This is a genomic window from Stenotrophomonas sp. YJH_SMC_33 (assembly GCF_059372295.1).
In genome coordinates this window covers 167,748-189,906 of the sequence record NZ_JCAFVJ010000006.1, presented here as the reverse complement: position 1 = coordinate 189,906, position 22,159 = coordinate 167,748, and the positions used below count along the sequence as shown (strand labels likewise).

Annotated in this window: 20 protein-coding genes and 1 riboswitch; of the genes, 11 read left to right on the top strand and 9 right to left on the bottom strand. The window is 68.4% G+C overall.

From position 1 onward, the window contains the following. Positions 1–397: 397 nt before the first annotated feature. Positions 398–2,299 (bottom strand): asparagine synthase (glutamine-hydrolyzing), encoded by a 1,902-nt coding sequence (asnB, locus tag AC5P9W_RS11875; protein ID WP_111102059.1) that lies wholly within the window; start codon positions 2,297–2,299, stop codon positions 398–400. 350 nt (positions 2,300–2,649) lie between these two features. Between asnB and AC5P9W_RS11870 the strand changes: the two genes are divergently transcribed. Together AC5P9W_RS11870 and AC5P9W_RS11865 are read left to right on the top strand one after the other, a co-directional pair. Beyond that, the gene (locus AC5P9W_RS11870; protein WP_010484092.1) at positions 2,650–3,339 is read left to right on the top strand and encodes a winged helix-turn-helix domain-containing protein; all 690 of its coding nucleotides are present in this window, start codon (positions 2,650–2,652) and stop codon (positions 3,337–3,339) included. Continuing rightward, complete coding sequence (locus AC5P9W_RS11865) at positions 3,336–4,682, top strand: ATP-binding protein (protein ID WP_111102060.1); 1,347 nt, start codon at positions 3,336–3,338, stop codon at positions 4,680–4,682. Before AC5P9W_RS11870 ends, AC5P9W_RS11865 begins: the two co-directional genes overlap by 4 nt. Here AC5P9W_RS11865 and AC5P9W_RS11860 read toward each other — a convergent pair. Together AC5P9W_RS11860 and AC5P9W_RS11855 are read right to left on the bottom strand one after the other, a co-directional pair. Next, entirely contained in the window at positions 4,679–6,148 is a 1,470-nt protein-coding gene (locus AC5P9W_RS11860) for a sensor histidine kinase (protein ID WP_021203380.1), read from the bottom strand. The two genes, AC5P9W_RS11865 and AC5P9W_RS11860, sit on opposite strands and share 4 nt — an antisense overlap. Continuing rightward, positions 6,145–6,864 (bottom strand): response regulator transcription factor, encoded by a 720-nt coding sequence (locus AC5P9W_RS11855; protein ID WP_111097712.1) that lies wholly within the window; start codon positions 6,862–6,864, stop codon positions 6,145–6,147. The genes AC5P9W_RS11860 and AC5P9W_RS11855 overlap by 4 nt, the downstream gene beginning before the upstream one ends. Positions 6,865–7,008: 144 nt before the next feature. On the opposite strand from AC5P9W_RS11855, the gene msrB reads away from it, so the two are divergent. From msrB to AC5P9W_RS11835, 4 genes are all read left to right on the top strand, one after another. Then, positions 7,009–7,581, top strand: a complete 573-nt coding sequence (gene msrB, locus AC5P9W_RS11850) for a peptide-methionine (R)-S-oxide reductase MsrB (RefSeq protein ID WP_021203379.1) — start codon at positions 7,009–7,011, stop codon at positions 7,579–7,581. A gap of 2 nt (positions 7,582–7,583) precedes the next feature. After that, on the top strand, positions 7,584–9,353 hold the full coding sequence (locus AC5P9W_RS11845) for a cytochrome c biogenesis protein DipZ (protein WP_197575642.1): 1,770 nt from the start codon (positions 7,584–7,586) through the stop codon (positions 9,351–9,353). A 14-nt stretch (positions 9,354–9,367) separates the two neighbouring features. Further along, on the top strand, positions 9,368–10,105 hold the full coding sequence (gene msrA, locus AC5P9W_RS11840) for a peptide-methionine (S)-S-oxide reductase MsrA (protein WP_227853673.1): 738 nt from the start codon (positions 9,368–9,370) through the stop codon (positions 10,103–10,105). 242 nt (positions 10,106–10,347) lie between these two features. Continuing rightward, positions 10,348–11,796, top strand: a complete 1,449-nt coding sequence (locus AC5P9W_RS11835; protein ID WP_111097715.1) for an aminotransferase-like domain-containing protein — start codon at positions 10,348–10,350, stop codon at positions 11,794–11,796. 64 nt (positions 11,797–11,860) lie between these two features. On the opposite strand, the gene bioD is transcribed toward AC5P9W_RS11835, so the two are convergent. Beyond that, positions 11,861–12,553 (bottom strand): dethiobiotin synthase, encoded by a 693-nt coding sequence (gene bioD, locus AC5P9W_RS11830; RefSeq protein WP_111097716.1) that lies wholly within the window; start codon positions 12,551–12,553, stop codon positions 11,861–11,863. Positions 12,554–12,621: 68 nt separating this feature from the next. On the opposite strand from bioD, the gene AC5P9W_RS11825 reads away from it, so the two are divergent. Next, positions 12,622–13,104: a GAF domain-containing protein gene (locus tag AC5P9W_RS11825; RefSeq protein WP_005407940.1), complete on the top strand. Its 483-nt coding sequence runs from the start codon at positions 12,622–12,624 to the stop codon at positions 13,102–13,104. Then, complete coding sequence (locus AC5P9W_RS11820) at positions 13,101–13,463, top strand: TfoX/Sxy family protein (RefSeq protein WP_021203374.1); 363 nt, start codon at positions 13,101–13,103, stop codon at positions 13,461–13,463. The genes AC5P9W_RS11825 and AC5P9W_RS11820 overlap by 4 nt, the downstream gene beginning before the upstream one ends. A 90-nt stretch (positions 13,464–13,553) precedes the next feature. Here AC5P9W_RS11820 and AC5P9W_RS11815 read toward each other — a convergent pair whose 3' ends face one another. Continuing rightward, the gene (locus AC5P9W_RS11815) at positions 13,554–14,132 is read right to left on the bottom strand and encodes a histidine phosphatase family protein (RefSeq protein WP_021203373.1); all 579 of its coding nucleotides are present in this window, start codon (positions 14,130–14,132) and stop codon (positions 13,554–13,556) included. Positions 14,133–14,275: 143 nt separating this feature from the next. Then, positions 14,276–14,498: riboswitch (cobalamin riboswitch) on the top strand. A 115-nt stretch (positions 14,499–14,613) separates the two neighbouring features. On the opposite strand from AC5P9W_RS11815, the gene btuB reads away from it, so the two are divergent. Then, the gene (gene btuB, locus AC5P9W_RS11810; protein ID WP_495219253.1) at positions 14,614–16,458 is read left to right on the top strand and encodes a TonB-dependent vitamin B12 receptor; all 1,845 of its coding nucleotides are present in this window, start codon (positions 14,614–14,616) and stop codon (positions 16,456–16,458) included. A 121-nt stretch (positions 16,459–16,579) separates the two neighbouring features. On the opposite strand, the gene gph is transcribed toward btuB, so the two are convergent. The 3 genes from gph to AC5P9W_RS11795 form a co-directional block, all read right to left on the bottom strand. Continuing rightward, positions 16,580–17,248, bottom strand: a complete 669-nt coding sequence (gene gph / locus AC5P9W_RS11805; RefSeq protein ID WP_021203371.1) for a phosphoglycolate phosphatase — start codon at positions 17,246–17,248, stop codon at positions 16,580–16,582. A 62-nt stretch (positions 17,249–17,310) separates the two neighbouring features. Further along, a complete protein-coding gene (locus AC5P9W_RS11800; RefSeq protein WP_021203370.1) occupies positions 17,311–18,102 on the bottom strand; it encodes a class I SAM-dependent methyltransferase in 792 nt (263 codons plus the stop codon). Then, positions 18,099–19,028: a LysR family transcriptional regulator gene (locus AC5P9W_RS11795; protein ID WP_111097719.1), complete on the bottom strand. Its 930-nt coding sequence runs from the start codon at positions 19,026–19,028 to the stop codon at positions 18,099–18,101. The genes AC5P9W_RS11800 and AC5P9W_RS11795 overlap by 4 nt, the downstream gene beginning before the upstream one ends. 107 nt (positions 19,029–19,135) lie before the next feature. On the opposite strand from AC5P9W_RS11795, the gene AC5P9W_RS11790 reads away from it, so the two are divergent. Together AC5P9W_RS11790 and AC5P9W_RS11785 are read left to right on the top strand one after the other, a co-directional pair. Then, a complete protein-coding gene (locus AC5P9W_RS11790) occupies positions 19,136–19,774 on the top strand; it encodes an NAD(P)-dependent oxidoreductase (protein WP_021203368.1) in 639 nt (212 codons plus the stop codon). Positions 19,775–19,865: 91 nt separating this feature from the next. Beyond that, a complete protein-coding gene (locus AC5P9W_RS11785; protein ID WP_111097721.1) occupies positions 19,866–20,777 on the top strand; it encodes an MBL fold metallo-hydrolase in 912 nt (303 codons plus the stop codon). Between the two features lie 269 nt (positions 20,778–21,046). Here the strand turns inward: AC5P9W_RS11785 and dinB are convergent, their stop codons facing one another. Further along, positions 21,047–22,117 carry a DNA polymerase IV gene (dinB, locus tag AC5P9W_RS11780; protein WP_111097732.1) on the bottom strand — a complete coding sequence of 357 codons (1,071 nt, stop codon included), beginning with the start codon at positions 22,115–22,117 and terminating at the stop codon, positions 21,047–21,049. Positions 22,118–22,159: the final 42 nt, after the last annotated feature.

The window sequence follows — 22,159 nt, the reverse complement described above, 5'->3', positions numbered from 1 at the left end:
TGCAATCCGGACCCGGCAGATCCCTCCCTCTGCCGGGTCTTTTTTTGCCTGGCGTCCGGATTCCGGAGTGCGTCTTCGTCCGATGTCTCTGCGAACTGAGGGGCCCCGCCGGGACAGGCAGGGGCCTGGGCAGATGTCCCCCGCCGCCGGCCGTTGGCCGCCACCTCCTCCTTTACTTTGCCCAGACCCCCGCCCACCCCGACGAGGCTCGGCTTACGGCAGGTAAAGCGCAGCGCTCGTGGCGCCTTTCAACGAGGCGCCGACGAACTCCGAACGCAGGGCGGATGCCCTTGCGTACGAAGTAAAGGGGGAGGTGACGGCCAACGGCCGGCGCCGGAGGACATTCGTACGCAAGGGCCTCCGCCCTGCGCCGCGCAGGACACCCCGCGAAGGAACCTCAGCGCCCGCGACCACCATGCCAATGCTGGTGCCACGCCTGGAACATCAGCACGTTCCACAGGTGCGTGTGCCACTTGCGCTCGCCGCGCAGGAACGCTTCCCAGATGCCGCGCACGCGTGCCGCATCGAAGCAGCCCTGGTTGCGAAGCAGCTGCGGGTCCAGCAGCGCCTCCGCCCAATCGCGCAACGGACCGGCCAGCCAGCGCGCCATGGGCGGGCCAAAGCCACGCTTGGGACGGTACACCAGCGGCTCGGGCAGGTAGCGTGCCAACAGATTCTTCAGAATGAGTTTGTGTTCGCCATCGTGGTACTTCAGGTGCTGCGGCAGGCGCCAGGCCAGGCGCACCACCTCCATGTCCAGCAATGGCGCACGGGTTTCAACGCCCGCCGCCATGCCCGCGCGATCAACCTTGGCAAGGATGCCCTCGGCCAGGTCCATGCGGAAATCCAGCAGCTGGATGCGCGCCTCGGCCGGCAGCGCGGTGTCCTGCTGCTGGAAGATCGTCATCGGCTCGCGTGCACCCAGCACCACCTGCGCCGGCTGCCGCCAGCGTGTCACGCGCTGCAGGTAGTGGCCTTCCACGTCGTTGGCGGCGACTTCCGCCACCAGCGCACGCCAGCCGCCGAGGCGGCCTCGCTCCACGTTCATCCGGTTGCCGCTGCGCCGTGCCAGGTCACGCACCCAGTCCGGCAGGCCGCCGCACAGTCGTGCATTGCGCAGCGCGCGGCCGTAGCTGGGGTGACCGAAGAACAGTTCATCGCCGCCATCACCGGTCAGTGCAACCGGCTTGCGAGCGCCCAGCAGTTCGCTGGCGAGCAGGGTCGGCAGCTGCGAGGCATCGGCGAACGGCTCGCACCAGACCTGCGGCAGGCGCTGCAGCAGGTCCAAGCCCTGGCGCGCGTCCATGCGGTGCAGGTGGTGCTGCACGCCGAGATGCCGCGCGACCTGCGAGGCCCAGTCGCTCTCGTCATGGCCGGGATCGTCGAAACCGACCGTCCAGGCTTCGATCGGCAGAGTCGACTGCGCCTGCATCATTGCGGTTACCAATGAGGAATCGGTGCCTCCGGACAGGAACGCGCCGCAAGCCAGCGGCGAGTGCATGCGTGCGGCAATGGCCTTCTGCAGTACCGCTTCCAGCTGGTCGGTGGCCTGCTCCAGGCTGGGTGCCGGCTGCAGTGGTTCCTGCAGCGCGCTCTGCATCGCATCGCGTGCACACCAGTAGCGTGAGCCGCCCTGTGTGGCCTGGCTGGAACCGCCAGCCGCATGGTCATTCAGATCGATGCGCAGCATCGCGCCGGCCACCAGCTTGTGGATACCGCGGTAGATGGTGTGTGGTGCCGGCACATAGTCATGGCGCAGCAGCAGGCTCAGCGCATCCTGGTCGATGCCAGGGGCAAAGCCGGCGAAGGCCTGAAGCGCCTTCAACTCCGAGGCAAACAGGAACTGGCCCTGGTACCAACCGTAGTACAGCGGCCGCTCGCCGACCCGGTCGCGGGCCAGCCACAGTTCGCGCGCCTCCCGGTCCCACACACTGAAACCGAACGCGCCCTCGATGCGCGACAGCGCCCGCTCCACGCCCCATTCGACGATCGCCTGCAGCAGCAGCCGCGCATCGCTGCAACTGCGTGGCAGGTCGCGCAGCTGCGCCTGCAGGTCACTGCGGTTGTACAGGCGGCCGTCCAGGCACAGCACGTAGCGACCGCAGTCCGAGCTCAGGGGCTGCAACGGCGTATCGGTGGGCGCCCGGCAATGGCCCAACGCCAGGCCGGCCTCGGCGTCGGTCCAGTAGCCGATGCGGCCCCGGCCGCGCTGCTGCAGGGTGCGCAGCATCGGCGCCAGCTGCTGCAGCAGGTGTTCGTCCTCGGCGGGCGGCAGCCAGGCCCCGACCACGCCGCTCATCGGGCACCTCCGCAGCGGCAGCGGCGGGACGGGGTCAGCAGGCAGGCGGCGGCGGGCGACATGGGAACGGCACGCGGAGCGGAGGAGACTCCATGCTCTGCGCCCTGACGGCCCCGCGTCAGTCGCGTTGCTGTCAGCGATGGTCACCAGACGTATCACGAAGGTAACGCTTTGTAACAGTCTCAGGCTATGCTCAACGCCAAGCTGTTGCCAGGCCTGGAGTGCGGCCCCAGCGCCAGCAACCCCGGCTGAATGGCGCCCACCCGCTCGACCCGGGCGGCCCGCAGGCTGGGATAGCATCGCCGCGCTCGTGCCGTGGCGGTACGTTTGCGTCCACGGAGGCCTTGGAAATGCTGGATATCGTACTGGTCGAAGACGATGCCCGCCTGGGAACGATGGTCAGTGACTACCTGCAGCGGCATGGCTACCAGGTCGCCCATGAACGCAGCGGCGAACGGGCAGTGGCCCGGATCCTGGCGGAAAAGCCGGCGCTGGTCCTGCTCGATGTCGGCCTGCCCGACCAGGATGGTTTCGAAGTGTGTCGGCAGATCCGGCCCCACTATGACGGCATCATCTGCGTGCTGACCGCCCGCACCGACAACATCGACCAGGTGCTGGGCCTGGAACTGGGGGCCGACGATTACATCGGCAAACCGATCGAACCGAGGGTGCTGCTGGCCCGGCTGCGTGCCCACCTGCGCCGCCACCGCCGGGTCGAGCCACGTGACGGCAGCCTGCGCTTCGGCGAGCTGAACATCGACCCTTCCACCCGCAACGTACACCTGCAGGGCGGCCTGCTGGAGCTCACCACGGCCGAGTTCGACCTGCTGTTCCTGCTGGCCAGCAACGCCGGCCAGATCCTGGACCGCGATGCGCTGCTGCGCGGCCTGCGCGGGATCGCCTTCGACGGCCTGGACCGCTCGATCGATGCCCGCATCTCGCGCCTGCGCCGCAAGCTGGGCGACAACCCGGAGCAGCCAGAACGGATCAAGACCGTTCGCGGCCGCGGCTACCTGTTCAGCCGCTCGGCATGGGGATGACGCGCACGCCGTCGGCGATGCGCGGCCACGCCTTCCACTTCCTGCGCTACGGCATCGGCTTCCTGCTCGCCCATCTGTTGCTGATCGTGCTGGGCCTGTGGGCCTGGGATGCCCTGCTGGAAGACCGCACCGAAGCCGGCCTGCAGGCCGAGATGCGCGGCACGCACGCGCTGCTGCAGCATCGCTTCGCCGAAACCCCGCGTGAACAGTGGCCGGCGCTGGCCCGCGAACTCGACGCTGATTTCGCCTATGCCCTACGCCTGGTTCCTTTGGCCGAGGCGGTGAAGGCGCTGCAGTCCAGCCAGCGACCGCCATTCAACAACGGCCGGGTGCAGATCGACCTGGAGCACATGCGCAGCCTGCAGCGCATCGGTGACAGCGGCTACGCGCTGATGCTGGGGCCGCTGGACGAAGCGCTGCCTGACGAAAGCTGGCAGGACAGCGAAGTCTCCGGCGTGGCGATCCTGCTGCTGATCCTGATGGTGGCGGTGGCACTGCCGATGTACGTGATGGTCTACCGGCTGTGGCGCGACGTCTCGCAGCTGGCCCAGGCGGCGCGGCGGATGCGCGACGGCCAGCTGGACACGCGTGCGCCGCGCGCCGGCACCGCACTGGTGCGGCCGCTGGCCAATGCCTTCAACCACATGGCCGAGCAGCTGCAGCAACTGCTGGAAAGCCAGCGGGTGCTCGCGCAGGCGGTGGCGCACGAAGTCCGCACGCCGTTGGCACGGATGCGGTTCGGCCTGGCCGAGCTGGAAGACAGCGCACTCGACGACGTGCAGCGCGATGCGCTGGGCGGCCTGCGCACCGATGTGGATCGGCTGCAGCACCTGACCGACGCCGGCGTCGAGTACGCCGCACTGGGTCGCTGCCATCAGCTGACCCGCCAGCGCCTGCAGCTGGCGGCGCTGGTGCGCGGCGTGGTCGCCCAGTTCGCGCCGCTGCCGGTGCCGGTGCAGCAGGCGCTGTCGCCGGTGGGCCTGGTCAACGTCAACCGGCACATGCTGGAGCTGGCACTGCGCAACCTGCTCGGCAATGCACTGCGTTACGCGCGCCGGCAGATCCGTATTGCCAGCACCGTCAATGACGGCTGGCTGTGCCTGCAGGTGGAGGACGACGGCCCCGGCATCGCACCCGAACTGCGCGGCCAGGTACTGCAACCCTACGTGCGGCTGGACCCGGGCAGCCCGGGCTTCGGCCTCGGCCTGGCGCTGGTGCAGGTGGTGGCCGACAAGCACGGCGGCCACGTTGAAGTGACCGACTCCGAACTGGGAGGTGCGTGCATCCGCCTGAAACTGCCGCTGGAAAGCGGCGGTGCGGTGACGGGCGAACCGGCCTGCTAGGCCGCCGGTTCGGCGCGTGGCAGGGCAAACACGAACAACGCGCCGCTCGCGCTGTCACGCAGTTCGATCCTGCGCCCATGCAGCTGCACGATGCGCTGCACGATCAGCAGGCCCAGCCCGCCGTTCTCGCCACGCCGAGCGCCGAGCGCGGCCGGTGCCTGGAACAGGTGGGTGCGCAGCGCTGGCGCCACCCCGGGGCCATCATCGGCCACGCTCACCTCCACGCTGTCATCGGTTGCGCGCAGGCGCACCTCGATCTGCCCACCCTCGGGTGCATGCCGCAGCGCGTTGTCGAGCAGGTTGGTCAGCACCCGCTCGACCAGGCCCAGATCGGCACGCACCAGCGGCAGGCCGGGCGGGAACTCGGCGTGCAGGTGCTGGTTGCGCGCCTGCGCCGCCAGCTCGAATTTCTGCAGCACATCCTGCAGCAGTTCCGGCAGCGCGAACACTTCCCACTCCAGGCGCACTTCGCCATGTTCCAGCCGCGCCAGCTCGAACAGCGCGCGTGCCAGCCGGCCGACCTTGGCACTCTGTGCCAGCGCGATGCCGAGATAACGGCGCCGCTCGTCCGGCGACAGCGTGGCGTCCTTCAACGCCAGTGTTTCCAGGTAGCCATGCAGCGACGACAACGGCGTACGCAGGTCATGCGAGATGTTGGCGACCAGCTCGCGGCGCTGCAGATCCTGCTGGCGCAGCTGCTGCCACTGCTCGCCCAACCGTCGCGCCATCTGCGCATGCGCATGTTCGAGGATCACCAGTTCATCGCGCTCACCCGGGCGCAGCGGCTCCGCCGGCGGCAGTGGCGTGGGTGCATCGATGTCGAAGGCCTGGATGCGCCGGGTCAGCCGCCGCAGCGGGCGTGTCACCCAGTAGAAGGCCACCAGCCCGGCCAGCAGGCCGAGGCCACCAACGAGTGCCACCGACCACAGCGTGGTGTTCCACTGGCTGCCGGCAGCGAGGTCGTCGGCCAGCATCTGCCGGTGCTCGCCCACCAGCACCACGTACACATAGCCGGCCTGGCGGCCCTGCACGATCAACGGTGCAGCACTGAACACCTTGCGGCCATCGGCGCTGCGCGGATCATCACCGAGGATCGGCAACGGTGCTCCCGCCAGCAGGCGGCGCAGCGGCGCCACGTCCACCCGGGTGCGCACCAGGTGCCCACTGGGCGCATCGTGGCCAAGGATGCGGCCCTGGTCGTCCAGCAGGTAGACCTCGACGCTGGGGTTGACCGCCATCAGCTGGCCGAACAGCGCGCGCACGGCGGCATCGCGCATGCCGCTGGTATCCATCAGCTCGCTGCGCTGGGCAATGTGCTCGGCCAGGCCCAGCGACAGCCGCTGTACCACCTCCTGCTCGTGGCGGGTGTTGGCCCGCATCTGCAGTGCAAGCAGCGCCATGCAGCACGCCAGCATCAGCGCAGCGGTCACCACCGCCAGCTTCTGCCACAGGTTCGGCTTGATCATGCCGCCGCCCCGGCCGGATCGACCAGCTTGTAGCCGCGGCCCCACACCGTCAGCAACCGCCGTGGGTTGGCCGGGTCCGGCTCGATCTTGCTGCGCAGGCGATTGATATGGGTGTTGACCGTGTGTTCGTAGCCATCGTGCTGGTAGCCCCAGACCTGGTTGAGCAGTTCCATGCGCGCGAACACCTGGTCCGGATGACGGGCGAAGAACAGCAGCAGGTCGAACTCGCGCGGGGTCAGCTCCAGCGCGTTGCCATCCACCGAGGCGGTGCGCGCGACCGGATCCAGCTGCAGGCCGCCCAGTTCGATCGCGCCGGCATCGATGCGTGCGCTCTGCGCCATCGCCTCGGCGCGGCGCAGCAATGCGCGCACCCGCGCTACCAGTTCCGGCATCGAGAAGGGCTTTGCCAGATAATCGTCCGCGCCCAGTTCCAGGCCGACGATGCGCTGGGTTTCGCTGCCGCGCGCGCTGATGATGATGATCGGCACATAGCGCGCCATCGCGCGTGCACGCTGGCAGACCTGCAGGCCATCCACGCCGGGCAGCATCACGTCCAGCACCAATGCATCCCACGGACCTTCATGCTCCAGCAGGCGCAGGCCGGCATCGCCGCTGGCGGCATGGGCCACGTCGTAGCCCTCATCGCCCAAGTGCATGCGCAGCAGGTCGGCGATGTGGGCATCGTCTTCAACGATCAGCACGCGTTTGGTCGACATCGGCAGCTCGGGGCCAGTGGGGAGGCTGGCAGCATTGTGGCGCGGGGCGGCCGCCGATACCTCACGAAAAATTGAATCCTGCGTGAGGATTCGTTGACCCGGGCGGGCGCAGCATGGCCCCGTCGCCCCTTCCCGGAGTCCGCCATGTCCTTGTCCCGCCGCCATCTGCTGGGCCTGGGTGGTGTTGCCACCGCTGCCGGCCTGCTCGGTCTGGGGGCCTGCAGCCGCGCCGCCCCGGCGGCCGCTGAAGCGCGCCCGCCGCGACAGTTCGAGGTCATGCACAGCGATGCGCAATGGCGCCAGCGGTTGACCCCGGCGCAGTACGCGGTGCTGCGCCAGCAGGCCACCGAACGCCCCTGGAGCAGCCCGCTCAACAAGGAACACCGGCAAGGCACCTTCGCCTGCGCCGGCTGTGCACTGCCGCTGTTCTCCTCCTCCACCAAGTTCGAGAGCGGCACCGGCTGGCCCAGCTTCTGGGCACCGCTGCACAACGCCATCGGCGAAGACCGCGACGTGACCTTCGGGATGCTGCGGGTAGAGGTGCACTGCCGCCGCTGTGGTGGCCACCTTGGCCACGTGTTCAACGACGGCCCGCGCCCGACGGGGCTGCGCTACTGCATGAACGGTGCGGCGATGGTGTTCGTTCCCGGCGCCACGGACGGTACCGCCGACGGCTGGCGGGTGCCGGTCGGTTCTTCCCCTGCTTCCGGAGCCTGACGATGCTGCTGTTGCTGCTTGCCTACCTCGGCGGCGCGCTGACCCTGCTCAGCCCGTGCATCCTGCCGGTGCTGCCGTTCGTGTTCGCGCGTGCCGACCGCCCCTTCCTGCGCAGCACGCTGCCGTTGCTGCTGGGCATGGCGCTCACCTTCACCGTGGTCGCCAGCCTGGCTGCGGTGGGCAGCCAATGGGTGGCGCAGGCCAACCAGGTCGGACGCTGGGTCGCCCTGCTGCTGATGGCGCTGTTCGCGCTGGCACTGTTGTGGCCGCGACTGGCCGACCATCTGCTGGCGCCATTCCAGCGCGTCGGCGCACGGCTGAGCGCGCGTGCCGATGCGGCGGATGCCGCGGGGCACGGCGGCGCGTGGACCTCGCTGCTGATCGGCGTCGCCACCGGCCTGCTGTGGGCGCCCTGCGCGGGGCCGATCCTCGGCCTGGTGCTGACCGGTGCCGCCCTGCATGGCGCCAGTGCCGGTACCAGTGCGCTGCTGCTGGCGTATGCGCTGGGTGCGATCAGCGCGCTGGCGCTGGCGGTATGGGTAGGTGGCCGCGTGTTCCGCGCGCTGCAGGCGCGGCTTGGGCTGGGCGACGTACTGCGCAAGGTGCTGGGCGTAGCCGCGCTGCTGGCGGTGGTGGCGATTGGTCTGGGCTGGGATACCGGCCTGCTCACCCGTCTTTCGACGGTCAGCACCGCACGCATCGAGCAGGGCCTGCTGGATGCGGTACCCGGTGCGCAGCCGGCGGCACCGCCGATGATGATGATGGCCGGTGCCAACGCCGCAGCCGATGCACCGCTACCGGTGGAAGGCACCCTGCCCGCGCTGGACGGCGCCACCGGCTGGCTCAACAGCCCACCGCTGACGGCCCAGCAGCTGCGCGGCAAGGTGGTACTGGTCGATTTCTGGACGTACTCCTGCATCAACTGCCTGCGCGCGATGCCGTTCGTGCACGAATGGGAACGCCGCTACCGTGACCACGGCCTGGTGGTGGTCGGCGTGCACACGCCGGAGTTCGCCTTCGAGCGTGACCCACGCAACGTGATGAAGGCGGTGCAGCAGCTGAAGGTCGAGTACCCGGTGGCGCTCGACAACCAGTACACGATCTGGCGCGCGTTCAACAACCGCTACTGGCCGGCGCAGTACTTCGTCGATGCGCAGGGCAACATCCGCGGCCACCAGTTCGGCGAAGGCAACTACGCGCGCTCGGAACAGGTGATCCGTCGCCTGCTGGCCGAAGCCGGGCAGACGAACCTGCCGCCACCGGCCGATCCCGCTGCCGCCGACCTGAAGGGCGTGGCCGTGCAGGCCGACATGGGCAACCTGCGCTCGCCGGAAACCTACCTCGGCCACGCCCGTGCCGAGCAGTTCGCCTCACCCGGCGGACAGCGCAGCGACAGCGCGTTCGACTACACGCTGCCGACCACCCTGGCGTTGAACCAGTGGGGACTGTCCGGCCACTGGACCATTACCGACGAGGCCGCAGAGCTGCAGCGGGCCGGTGGCCGCATTGCCTTCCAGTTCCATGCGCGCGACCTGCACCTGGTGCTGGCACCGACCCGCGACGGCACGCCGGTGCGCTTTCGCGTCTGGCTGGACGGCAAGCCGCTGCCCTCCGCCGATGCCGGCAGCGATGTCGATGCCGATGGCAGTGGCGTGGTCGACGAGCACCGCCTGTACCAGCTGGTGCGCCAGCGCGGCACGGTCGGTCCGCACCGCTTCGAGATCGAATTCCTCGATGCGGGCGTGCAGGCCTATGCCTTCACTTTTGGTTGAAACCGGAGGACATGATGAAACTCTCCTTTGAACAGGGCATCGCCGCCGGTGTCGCCGGACTGGTGGCCACCGCATTGATCGCCGGTGTGCTGCTGGTCGACCACGGCGCGGCTGCGGCGCCGGTCGAAGCCAGCGCGCAGACCCAGGCACTACCGGCACCCACGGGCGATGCGGCGTTCCGCGATGACGCGACCCACGCCAGCGTGGTGTTCGCCGGCGGTTGCTTCTGGGGCGTGCAGGGCGTGTTCCAGCACGTCAAGGGCGTGAGCAATGCGGTGTCCGGCTACATCGGCGGCAGCGCCGCCGACGCGCGTTACGAGCGGGTCAGCAGCGGCCAGACCGGCCACGCCGAAGCAGTGAGGATCGACTACGACCCGCGCCAGGTCAGCTACGGGCAGTTGATGCAGGTGTTCTTCTCGGTGGCACACGACCCGACCCAGTTCAACCGCCAGGGGCCGGACCACGGCAGCCAGTATCGATCGGCAATCTTCACCGATGACGCCCGCCAGCAGGCAGCCAGCCGCGCCTACATCGCCCAGCTCGGCCAGGCCGGCAGCTACCGCGCACCGATCGTCACCCAGCTGGTCAGCGGCCAGCGCTTCTACCCGGCCGAAAGCTACCACCAGAACTACATGGCGAACTACCCGCAGGCCGCCTACATCCGCTACTACGACGCACCGAAGCTTGCGGCGCTGGGCAAGCAGTTCCCGGCGCTGTACCGGCGCGAGGCGGCGCTGGTGCCGATGCGGTAGCCGGCATTCCCCCTTGGCCTGACCGACGCTCGGCGGTGCTCTCTGTAGAGCCGAGCCCACGCTCGGCTGCTGTTGGCGGAAGTGCAGCCGAGCATGGGCTCGGCTCTACACACAAAAAAAGACGCACGGCCATCCAGCCGTGCGTTTGGGAAGTATCGGCCGTGCCCCGATCAGGCCCGGCCGACAACGACATGCTAGGCTCGCCATCATCATGGGTACAGCACCAGATCGCGGGATATTCGATGGATACAGATGACCAGGCCTCGATGATTCCCCCCCGCTATCAACGGCTGTCGGATGAGTTGGCCGAAGCCATTCATGGTGGCCGCCTTCCGGTCGGCAGCCGCCTGCCTTCGCTGCGGCAGATGGCCCTGCAGCGCAGGCTCAGCCTGAACACGGTGATTGCCGCCTATCGCCAGCTGGAAGATGCCGGACTGGTGATTCCGCGGCCGAAGGCGGGCTTCGAAGTTGCGCCGCGGCTGTCGGTGCCGGAGCGTTCGCTGCGCGACACCCCATCCGCGCCCACCGCGCCGCTGCAGCAGGTCCTGATGGCCCGGGTACTGGAAGCACAGCGCCGCCCGGGTGTGGTCGATCTGGCCTTCGCCGGCCCACGTGGTCGCCAGTTCTATCCCGGCGCGCAGCTGGCCCGGCATACCGCGCAGGTGCTGCGCCACGGCCAGCAGACGGTGGAGACCTATGCGAGACCCAACGGCTCCCCCCGGCTGCTGGCACAGATCGTGCGCCGCAGTCCGCGCATGGGACTGCACACCCACGCCGAGCGACTCCTGCTGACCCATGGTGCGATGGAAGCCCTGCAGCTGGCGTTGCGCGCGGTCACCCAGCCCGGTGACGCGGTGGGCATCGAGGCGCCGTCCTACTTCAACCTGTATCCGTTGCTGGCCAACCTCGGCCTGCAGGCCATCGAGTTGCCCACCCACCCGCAGCACGGACTGGACGTGGATGCACTGGATGCGCTGCTGGAGCACAGGCCGCTGGCCGCACTGGTGGTGATGCCGACCGTGCACAACCCGCTCGGCTGCACCATGCCGACCGCCGCCAAACAACACCTGGCCGAACTGGTCAACGCACGGCAGCTGCCGCTGATCGAGGATGCGGTGTACGCCGAGCTGCAGTTCTGCGAACCGCCGGCACCCTTGCTGAAAGCCTTCGATCGCGATGGCTGGGTGATGGTGGTCGGTGGCTTCTCAAAGACACTGGCGCCGGATTACCGCATCGGCTGGCTGGATGGCGGCCGCTTCGCAGAGCGCATCGCACTGCTGAAGTTCCAGTCCACCGGCGGCGAGCCGCAGCTGCTCGGCGATGCGGTGGCCGCGTATCTGGAAGCAGGCAGCTACGAGCACCATCTGCACCGCATGCGCCGCCTGTACCGCGAACAGGTCGGGCGGCTGCGCCAGCTGGTGGCCGAACACTTCCCGGCCGGCACCCGCGCCACCGAACCGCAGGGCGGCTTCCTGCTGTGGCTGGAACTGCCGGGCGTGGACACGCGCGAGCTGTTCGAGCGAGCGCTGCTGGAGGACATCGTGTTCATGCCGGGCCAGGTGTACTCGCGCGGCGCACGCTACCGCCACTGCCTGCGGCTGTCGTGCTGCCAGAGCCTGGATGCGCGCTTCATCGGTGCGGTGGAGCGGCTGGGTGCGATCGCACGGGAGCTGGCGGCTGCAGCACGGTAGTGCCGGCCGCTGGCCGGCAACTGCATGGACGTGATTCATCGAGGTTGCCGGCCAGCGGCCGGCACTACCCCAGGTCGTCGAACAGATGCGCGCTCAACGCTTCACCATCCGCCCCCGGCAGATGCGGCAGCCGTCCCCAGCACGGCATCGGCAGGCGCTGCTGCAGCGTGGCGATGTTCTCGTCCTGGCGCTGCATCGCAGGATCAATGTGGTTGCCGATCCAACCCAGGCGGTCCACGCCGCTGGCCTGCAGTGATTGCGCAGTCAACCGCGCATGGTTGACGCAGCCAAGCCGCATGCCCACCACCAGCAGCACCGGCAGCTGCAGCGCACGCACCAGGTCGAGCTGGTCCAGCGTGGCCGAAACCGGTGCCAGCCAACCGCCAACCCCCTCCACCACCACGATATCGGCCTGCGCGCGCAGTCGCGCGAACGCGGCCACGATCGGCGCCAGTTCCACCTGCACGCCGTCCTCGGCCGCCGCCAGCTCCGGTGCCAGCGGCTGCCGCAGCGCATACGGGTTCAGGTCGGCATAGTCCGGCACCGGCCAGCTGGCCGCCTGCAGTGCCAGCGCGTCCTCGTTGCGCAGGCCCTGCCCCAGGTCTTCGCTGCCACTGGCCACCGGCTTCATGCCGACTGCACGCAGGCCGCGCCGGCGCAGCGCATGCAGCAGCGCAGTGCTGGCCGCGGTCTTGCCGATTTCGGTGTCGGTGCCGGTAACGAACAGGGCGGGCGGCAGCGTGGCAGGCAACGGCATCGATTGGCTCCAACAGGGCAACAGAGCGTGCATTATCGCCGGCCCGTCGCGCTTGCTAGACTGCGGGCATGTTCGCCAATGCCTCGCTCACCGGCAGCAAGCCGGAACAATACGCCCAGCTGCTGGAACAGGCCCGTGGCCTGGTCTACGCCGAGTCCGACCGCATCGCCAACGCGGCCAACCTCTCCGCACTGGTCTACCACGCCCTGCCCGACCTGAACTGGGTGGGTTTCTACCTGTACGATGGCAAGGAACTGGTGGTCGGCCCGTTCCAGGGCCTGCCGGCCTGCGTGCGCATCCCGCTGGACAAGGGCGTGTGCGGTGCCGCCGCCAGCCAGCGGGTCACCCAGCGCGTGGAGGATGTCGACGCCTTCCCCGGCCACATCGCCTGTGATTCGGCCTCGCGTTCGGAGCTGGTGGTGCCGCTGCTGCGCGGCGATGAACTGATCGGCGTGTTCGACATCGACAGCCCGAAGGTGGGCCGCTTCGATGCCGACGACCAGGCCGGCCTGGAAGCCATCGCCCGCGTGTTCGTCGAGGCGCTGGGATGAACGCACCCAAGCTGCGCAACATCGGCCCCAAGAGCGCGGCCTGGCTGCGCCAGGTCGGCCTGCGCAGCCGCGACGACCTGGTCGCGATCGGAGCGGTCGGTGCCTTCGTCAAGGTCAAGCGTGCCGGCTTCAAGCCCAGCCTGAACCTGCTGTACTCGCTGGAAGGTGCGTTGCTGGACTGCCACTGGCAGGAACTGAGCGAGCCGCAGCGCGATGCGCTGGTACAGGACTATGAAGCGCGCATCGCCGCGCATCCGCTGAAGGCGGCCGGCCCGGCGTCGGGCCCGGTGCATGAGCAGCGCTTCGATGCCGACGATGACGCGGAAGACAGCGTTGCCGAGGATGCGGACGAGGATTGACGGCATGGTAGTGCCGGCCGCTGGCCGGCAACTGCATGATCTTCGCAGCGTTTCCGAGGCTGCCGGCCAGCGGCCGGCACTACCGATGGGTCAGGGCTGCTGCAGCTCCAGCAATTCGCCCACCAGCCCGGCCTCACCGCGCTCCAGCCACACACGCAGGCGCGTGCCATGGTCGATGCGCAGCGCCCAGCACAGCGACATCGGCAGGCCGCAGACCTTCGACAGCACCATGCGCAGCGGGCCGCCATGGCTGACCACCAGCGTCGGCACCGGATCGTCATCATCGAGCAGGCGATCCAGCGCGCGCGCGATGCGCCGCTCGAAGTGGCCCCAGCTTTCGCCGTTCGGCGGCGGGAACGCATGCGGGTCAGCATGGAAGGCAGCCAGTGCATCCTCCGGCAGGTCGAACAGCGACTGCCCGTCCCAATCGCCGAAATCCAGTTCCTCCCATTCCTCGTCCGCTTCCACGTCCAGCCCGCGCGGCGTGGCCAGCGCCATTGCCGTGTGCAGCGCGCGCAGCCGCGGCGAACTGATCACCCGCTCCCAGGGCTGCGCGGCGTAGGCGTCGACCAGTTCCTGCGGCAGGCGGGCCAGCTGCGGTGGGTCGCTGCGGCCATCGAGGAACTCATCGCGACCGTTGCCGGCATGGCGGACCAGGTCGAGGATCATGCGTGCGTTCCGTACAGGCAACGCGGGGACAGCGGAAAACGGGCGGACATCGGCAACGGCACCACGGGATCGAGGGACCATTCTAAGGGCACAGCAAAGGCAGTCGAGCAGGCGCGACGCAACGGGACTGCCTGCGATGCCGTAGACTGCGCGCACTTCCAGGTGACCTGCGGCCACGGCCGGCAGGTTGAAACGGGAAGCCGGTGACGCGTGATTCCACGCCAGGCCGGCGCTGCCCCCGCAACGGTAAGCACGTCAGTTCCGGGCAACACTGCCACTGTGCCTCAGGCATGGGAAGGCGCCTGGACGGCGGCCTCGCGCCGCCCGGCGGCAAGCCCGGAGACCGGCCCGGAAGCCTCAGGTCGCGATGCGGTGGGCATGGCGCTGGATGACCGTGGCGTGCGCTGCGGCATCGGCGCGTGCCTGCCTTCGCGGCTCCTCCCCTTCGCCACGCGGGCGTGCGTGGCACCTGGAGTCCCCCATGAAGCTGCAGTCCCGAATGTTGTCCCTGGCCGTGCTGGCCGCCCTGCCCGCGCTGGCCCAGGCCGCCAATGACACCACCGCGCTCGACCAGATCCTGGTCACTGCGACCCGCACCCCGATCGCCCTGCAGGACAGCATCGCGCCGGCCCAGGTGATCGACCGCGCGCAGATCGAATCCAGCCAGGCCACCTCGCTGCAGGAACTGCTGCGCGGCCGCGCCGGCATCAACCTGACCAATGCCGGCGGCTTGGGCAAGCAGAGCTCGCTGTTCCTGCGTGGCACCAACTCCGGCCACACCGTGGTGCTGGTCGATGGCGTGCGCATCAACATCGCCGACCTCGGCCTGGCGATGTACCAGGACCTGCCGCTGGCACAGATCGAGCGCGTGGAGATCGTGCGTGGCCCGCAGTCCAGCCTGTATGGCGCGGACGCCATCGGTGGCGTGATCCAGATCTTCACCCGCCGCAGCCAGGGTGACTTCGCCCCGCATTTCCAGCTCGGTGGCGGCAGCAATGGACTGCGCGAGGCCAGTGGCGGCATTGGCGGCGGCACCGAACGCGGCTGGTTCGGCGCTGACATCGCCTACCAGCATTCCGATGGCATCGATGCCTGCCGCGGCTCCTCCTCGGTGTTCACCGCGGGCTGCTTTGCCGACGAGCATGACCGCGACGGCTACCGCAACCTGTCCAAGAGCCTGCGCGGTGGCTACACCTTCAACGACCAATGGAACGTGGAAGGCAGTGCATTGCGTGCCGACGGAAAGAACCATTACGACGGCTACTACAACTATTCGGAAACCCGCCAGCAGGTGCTGTCCGGCAAGCTGCGCTACACCCCGTCCGAACGCCTGGCGTTCACCGCCAATGTCGGCCGCAGTGACAACGAGTCGGACAACTTCGGCGACTTCGATGCCCGTGGCAGCGCCCAGACCCATCGTGACAGCGCCTCGCTGCAGGGCGACTTCGGCATGGCCGAAGGCCAGCTGCTGAGCACCGGCGTGGACTGGAGCGAAGACAACCTGGATGGCAGCAGCGCCGGGTACCTCGTCGACAGCCGTCGCAACACCGGCGTGTTCGTGCAGTACCAGGGCCGCTTCGGCCGCCACCAGCTGCAGGTCAGCGCACGCAACGACGACAACCAGCAGTTCGGCAACCACGCCACCGGCAGCGCCGGCTGGGCGATGGAAATGGGCCACGGCCTGCGCCTCAACGCCAGCTATGGCACCGCGTTCAAGGCGCCGACCTTCAGCGATCTGTACGACCCGTGGAGCGGCGTGCCGACGTTGAACCCGGAGAAGTCCAAGAGCGCCAACCTGAGCGTTTCGCAGCAGGGACAGGGCTGGCACTGGGGCCTGGACGTATATGAAACCCGCATCGATGATCTGATTACCTACGATGCGGCGACCTTCAGGATGCAGCAAGTGGAGAAGGCCCGCATCCGCGGCGCCGAACTGACCGGTGGCGTGCTGCTGGCCGGCTTCGACATCAACGCACAGCTCAGCTACACCGACCCGCGCAACCGTACCCATGGCAGCACCCAGTTCGACAACTGGCTGCCGCGCCGCGCGCAGCAGACCGCACGCCTGGACATCGACCGCCGCTTCGGCGACTTCCGCGCCGGTCTGACGGTTCAGGGTTCAGGCAAGCGTTATGACAATGCGGCCAACACGGTGAAGGTGGCGGGTTACGGTACGCTGGACCTGCGCGCCGAGTACGCGCTGACGCCGTCGTGGACGCTGCTGGCGCGTGCCGCCAATGTGTTCGATCGCCGCTACGAGACCGTGGCGTGGTTCAACCAGCCCGGCCGCGAGTACCAGCTGAGCGTGCGTTACCAGCCGAAATGAAGGCGCGCGCCGGGCATCGCCCGGCGCCTCCTGATGCCATCGACGCATGGCGTCGATCTACTGTAGAGCCGAGCCCATGCTCGGCTCACGCAATGAAAAGCAGCCGAGCGTGGGCTCGGCTCTACGCCCGAACGCCCGCGGCCAACCCCGGCAACTCACGCAGGTCGTCGATCACTGCCACCGCGTGCGCGCTGCCCAGGTCCAGGCCGCGCGGATAGCCGTAGCGCACCAGCGCGATCGGCATGCCCGCATCTTCGGCGGCGCGGTAGTCGGTCAACGAATCTCCCACCATCAGGCACGCCTCCACCGGCAGCGCGAAATGCGCGGCGATGTGCCGCAGCGGTTCGCCACTGGGCTTGCGCTGCGGCAGCGAATCACCGCCCAGTATCAGCGCGAACGCATCACCAATGCCCAGGTGCTGCAGCAGCGGCGGCACCAGTGCTTCGGGCTTGTTGGTGCAGATCGCCAGTGGCACGTCGCGCGCGCGCAGCTGCGCCAGTGCGTCGGCCACGCCATCGAACAGGCGCGGGCTGCGCAGCAGGCATTCACGGTAGTGCACCATGAACACCGGCATCACTTCGACCAGGTCGACCTCGCGGCCTGCCGCATGCACGGCCTGTTCGACCAGGCGGCGCACACCGTCGCCGATCCAGCCGAGCACGGTGGCTTCCGGCACGCGTGCCATGCCGATGTCCTCCAGCGTGCGGTTCAGCGCTTCGGCGATATCAGCTGCGCTGTCGACCAGCGTGCCATCAAGGTCGAACACGACCAGTGGATAGGGATACGACAAGGAACGGCACCTGCACGACGTGGGCCCCCATTGTACGCCGCTGGTTTCCGCGCCGATCCGCCTCAACCGATCCGGCGCGCTCGGGTGGCCAGGAAGGTGGGAAGATAACGGTCGATCAGGAAGCGCGGCCGCGGCTGCCAGTCTTCCATGAAGCGATCGATGACGAAGCCGGCATCCAGCTGGCCACCAATCAGCTCGGTCAGGCTGTGGCCAAAGGTCAATGCGTCGCCACGGGCCAGCTTCGCCTCGCGTTCGGCTTGCGGCAGGTCTTCCAGGTCCGAATAGGGAATGGCGTACTGCGGACGGATCAGGCCCTGTGCATCCAGCTGCGGATCGCGCGCACCCACGAACAGCACCGGATTGTAGAAACTGGCCATCAGCATGCCATCGCGCGCCAGCACGCGGCGGCATTCAGTCCATACCGGGCGCACGTCAGGGACGTAGAGGTTCGAGATCGGGTGGAACACCACATCGAAACTGTCATTGGCAAACACGTGCAGGTCGCGCATGTCACCCTGCACGGTGCGCAGCTGCAGGCCATCGCGCGCGGCGACCGCGCGGTCCTGTTCAAGCTGCCCGTCGGAGAGGTCGAACACGGTGACATCGGCGCCAGCGGCAGCAAGCACCGGTGCCTGTTGGCCACCACCCGAGGCCAGGCACAGGATGCGACGGCCGCGCACGTCGCCCATCCAGTCCAGCGGCAACGCGCGCGGCGTCAGGTGCACCTGCCAGCGGCCTGCGCGCGCGGCAGCAATCGTTGAGCTTTCCACCGCGCGCGACCATTCGCGCGCTTCACTGGCCTGGCGGTCCCACGCAGCACGGTTGTGGTCGATCAAGGCCTGTCCATGGTTCATGTGTCCTCCTTGCCCGGCGGGCGCCAATCCAGATCCTGGAAGGCCGGGCCGGCGAAGCACTCGCCCAGGAAGTCCAGGAATCGCCGCATGATAGCGGGCTGCTGTCGCCGTGATGCGTACACGGCATGAATGCCGAGCTCGTCCAGACTGAATTCGGGCAGCAGTTCGACCAGTTCGCCACTGCGCAGCATCGGCGCCACCTGGTAGGTCGGCAGCATGGCGATACCGGCACCGGCCCGCACCGCCTCCAGCAGCAGCGATGCCTCGTTGGCACTGATGTTGCCGCCCACAGCCACCGACAGCGAACGGCCATCGCGGTGCAGCTGCCACAGGCTCTTGCCGACGTAGTGGTGGGTCAGGCAGTTGTGCGCGGCCAGGTGTTCGGGAGCGGTTGGCGTACCGCGCGCCTCCAGGTAGGACGGCGTCGCGCACAGCACCGAGCGGCAGGTCGCCAGCCGCCGTGCGATCAGGCTGGGATCGATCTGGCGCGCGATGCGCACGGCCAGGTCCACCCGTTCTTCCACCAGGTTCACGGTGCGGTCGACCAGCAGCAGTTCGATGCGCGCGGCAGGATGGCGCGCGACGAAACCGGCCACCGCTCGTGCCAAGTGGCTCTGCCCGAACGACACGCTGGCGGTCACCCGCAGCGTGCCGTGCGGTTCGGGATCATCGCTGGCCAGCTCGCCCTGCAGTTCCTCACTTATCGCCAGCATCTGCCGGAAGCGCGCCAGCGCCGCTTCGCCGGGGCCAGTCAGGCTGACCCGCCGTGTGGTCCGGTGCAGCAGGCGCGCGCCCAGCCAACCCTCGACCTCGGCCAGGTAACGGCTGACCATCGCCCGTGACATGTCCAGCACCTCTGCCGCTGCGGTCAGGCTGCCGCGCTCGGCCACCTCGACGAACACGGTCATGGCGGTCAATCGGTCCATATGCTCGATCCATGCAACAAACAAGCGCGTTATACGCTGTTTTTCGAGCGACTGCAGCGGCCTACAGTGGCCGCGTCCCCCCCCACACCGCCCCACGGAGTCCTGCCATGAAGATCGCCCTCGTCGGTTCCACCGGCAACATCGGCCGCCAGATCGCCCGCCACGCGCTGGCGAACGGCCACGAACTCACTGTCATCGTGCGCAGCGCGCAGGATCTTCCGGCCGAACTGGCCGGCGCCCATCCGGTGGTCGCCTCGCTGGATGACCAGGACGCGCTGGTCGCCGCCATCGCCGGCCACGACGTGCTGGCCAGCGCCTACGGCCCACGCCCGGGCGATGACATCGGCCGCGTCGGCGAGGTGGCCGCACAGCTGGCCGCGGCCGCGCGCAAGGCCGGTGTACCGCGCCTGGTGGTGGTCGGCGGTGCCGGCAGCCTGGAAGTCGCACCCGGCGTGCAGCTGGTCGATACCCCCACCTTCCCGGAGGCCTACAAGCCATACGCGCTGGCCCATCGAGAAGCCTTCAATCGACTGCAGGCGGTGGACGACCTGGACTGGACCTTCTTCTCGCCGGCCGCCGAAATCGGCCCGGGCGAAGAGCGTGGCCATTACCGCGTGCAGCCCAGGGCCTTCCTGGCCGACGCCAGCGGCCACAGCCGCATCAGTTATGCCGACTACGGCGCCGCGTTCGTCGCCGAGCTGGAAGCGCACAAGTACCCCAAGCAGATCATCACCGCCGCGTACTGATCCACGCACGTCCCATGTAGAGCCAAGCCCGCGCTCGGCTCTACGCGAACATGCAGCCGGGCATTGGCCCGGCTCTAGACAAGGCATTCCCATGCGTACCGCTGCCCTGCTGCTTCCCCTCGCCCTGGCCGCCACTTTCACCAGTGCGCCGCTGCTGGCCGCACCGGCCACCGCGGCGCCGACCACCGCGACGAAATCCCAACTGCACCTGCAGACCTTCCATCCCGGCCCGCAGGCAATGTTCTCGGTGTCCTCGGTGCTGATCGAAGGCCGCCACGACGCGATCCTGGTCAATGCGCAGTTCGGTGCCAGCGACGCGCGCAAACTGGTCGAGCTGATCCGCGCCAGCGGCAAGCAGTTGACCACGATCTATATCAGCCACGGCGATCCGGACTACTACTTCGGCCTGGCCACGCTGCAGGATGCGTTCCCGCAGGCGCGCATCGTCGCTACCGCGCAGACCGTTGCCCACATCCAACAGACACAGGCCGGCAAGCTGGCCTACTGGGGCCCGAAGATGGCTGCCGACGTGCCCGCGCGCATCGTGCTGCCGCAGGTGCTGGAGGGCGATGCCCTGCAACTGGAAGGCCAGCGCCTGCCGCTGATCGGCCTGGACGGACCGACCCCGGACCGCACCGTGCTGTGGGTGCCGTCGCTGCGCGCGATCGTCGGTGGCATTCCGGTGGTGGCGGGCGAGCACGTGTGGATGGCCGACACGCAGACGCCGAAGTCACATGCCGACTGGCTGCAGACCCTGCAGCAGCTGCAGGCGCTGAAGCCGAAGGTGGTGGTGCCGGGGCATTACGCGCCAGGTGCGGCGCTGGATGCCAGTGCACTGCGCTTCACTGCGGACTACATCCGCACGTTCGATATCGAAGCGGCAAAGGCGAAGGACAGTGCGGCGCTGGTGCAGGCAATGCAGTCGCGCTACCCGAAGCTGGATGGCGTCGCATCGCTGGAGCTGAGCGCGAAGGTGGCCAAGGGCGAGATGCAGTGGCCATGAGGTAGGGAGTTTTCTTTTGCAGGGCTGCGCCCTGCACCTGCTCAATGCAACGGCAACAGCCGAAGCAACAGCAACAGCTGGCTATCCGTGGGATGGCGAGGTGGGTCCGGTTGCGGGGGACGCTGCAAGTACGTCCATGTAAGCTCGGTCGCCGCATCCATGCGGCTCACGCCCCCGCAACCGGCCCCACCCCGCCTTCGACAGTTTCCTGCTACTGACGGAACCTGCTGCTGTTGGTGGGTGCCGACCGTTGGTCGGCATGGCAATGATCAGTGCTCGAACAATTCCCCCTGCACCACCGGTTCCTTTTCGCGGAAGCCACCCAGGCCGACGCCGACCAAGCGGTAACGGGTCTCCGCCGGCAGGTCGACGCGGGCGCGCAGGGCCAGCGCGATGTCGCGCAGTTCTTCCATCGATTCCGGCGGGCGCTCCGGGGTGAAGCTGCGGGTGAGGATGCGGAACTGCGCGGTCTTCAGCTTCAGCACCACGGTGTGGCCGACGCGCTCGGTCTTGCGCGTGGCCTTCCAGGTCTTCTCCGCCAGTTGCACGATCGCCTCGCCCAGGTCTTCCAGCAGCAGGTCCTCGGCAAAGGTGTCCTCCGAGGAGATCGACTGTACCTGCTGGTCCGGTTCCACCGGCCGCTCGTCGACGCCGCGTGCGCGGTTGTACAGGCTGCGGCCGAAACTGCCGAACGCCTCTTCCAGATCGGTCAATGCCCATTGCCGCAGATCGCCGCAGGTGACAATGCCACGCGCGGCAAGTTTGCCTTCCATCACCTTGCCGACGCCGGGCACCCGGTTCACCGGCAGCGGCAGCAGGAACGCGTCCACCCGCTGCGGTGGAATCACGAACTGGCCATCGGGCTTGCGCCAGTCCGAAGCGATCTTGGCCAGGAACTTGTTCGGCGCGATCCCGGCTGAAGCGGTCAGGTTCGTCTCCTCACGGATCTGCGCACGGATGGTGCGGGCGATGTCGGTGGCCAGTTCGATGCCGCTCTTCGGCTCGGTCACGTCCAGGTAGGCCTCGTCCAGCGACAACGGCTCGACCAGGTCGGTGTGGCGCAGGAAGATCTCGCGCACCTGGCGTGACACCGCCTTGTAACGTGCAAAGTCAGGCGGCACGAAGATCGCGTCCGGACACAGGCGTTCGGCGCGCAGCGCCGGCATCGCCGAACGCACGCCGAACACGCGTGCCTCGTAGGACGCCGCACACACCACCGAGCGCGCGCCGCGCCATGCCACAACCACCGGCTTGCCCCGCAGTGACGGATCGTCGCGCTGCTCCACCGACGCGTAGAACGCGTCCATGTCGACGTGGATGATCTTGCGCAGTCGGGTCATGTCAGGCGGAAAGGGCGGGGGCGTGCCGAACGGGCCACACGC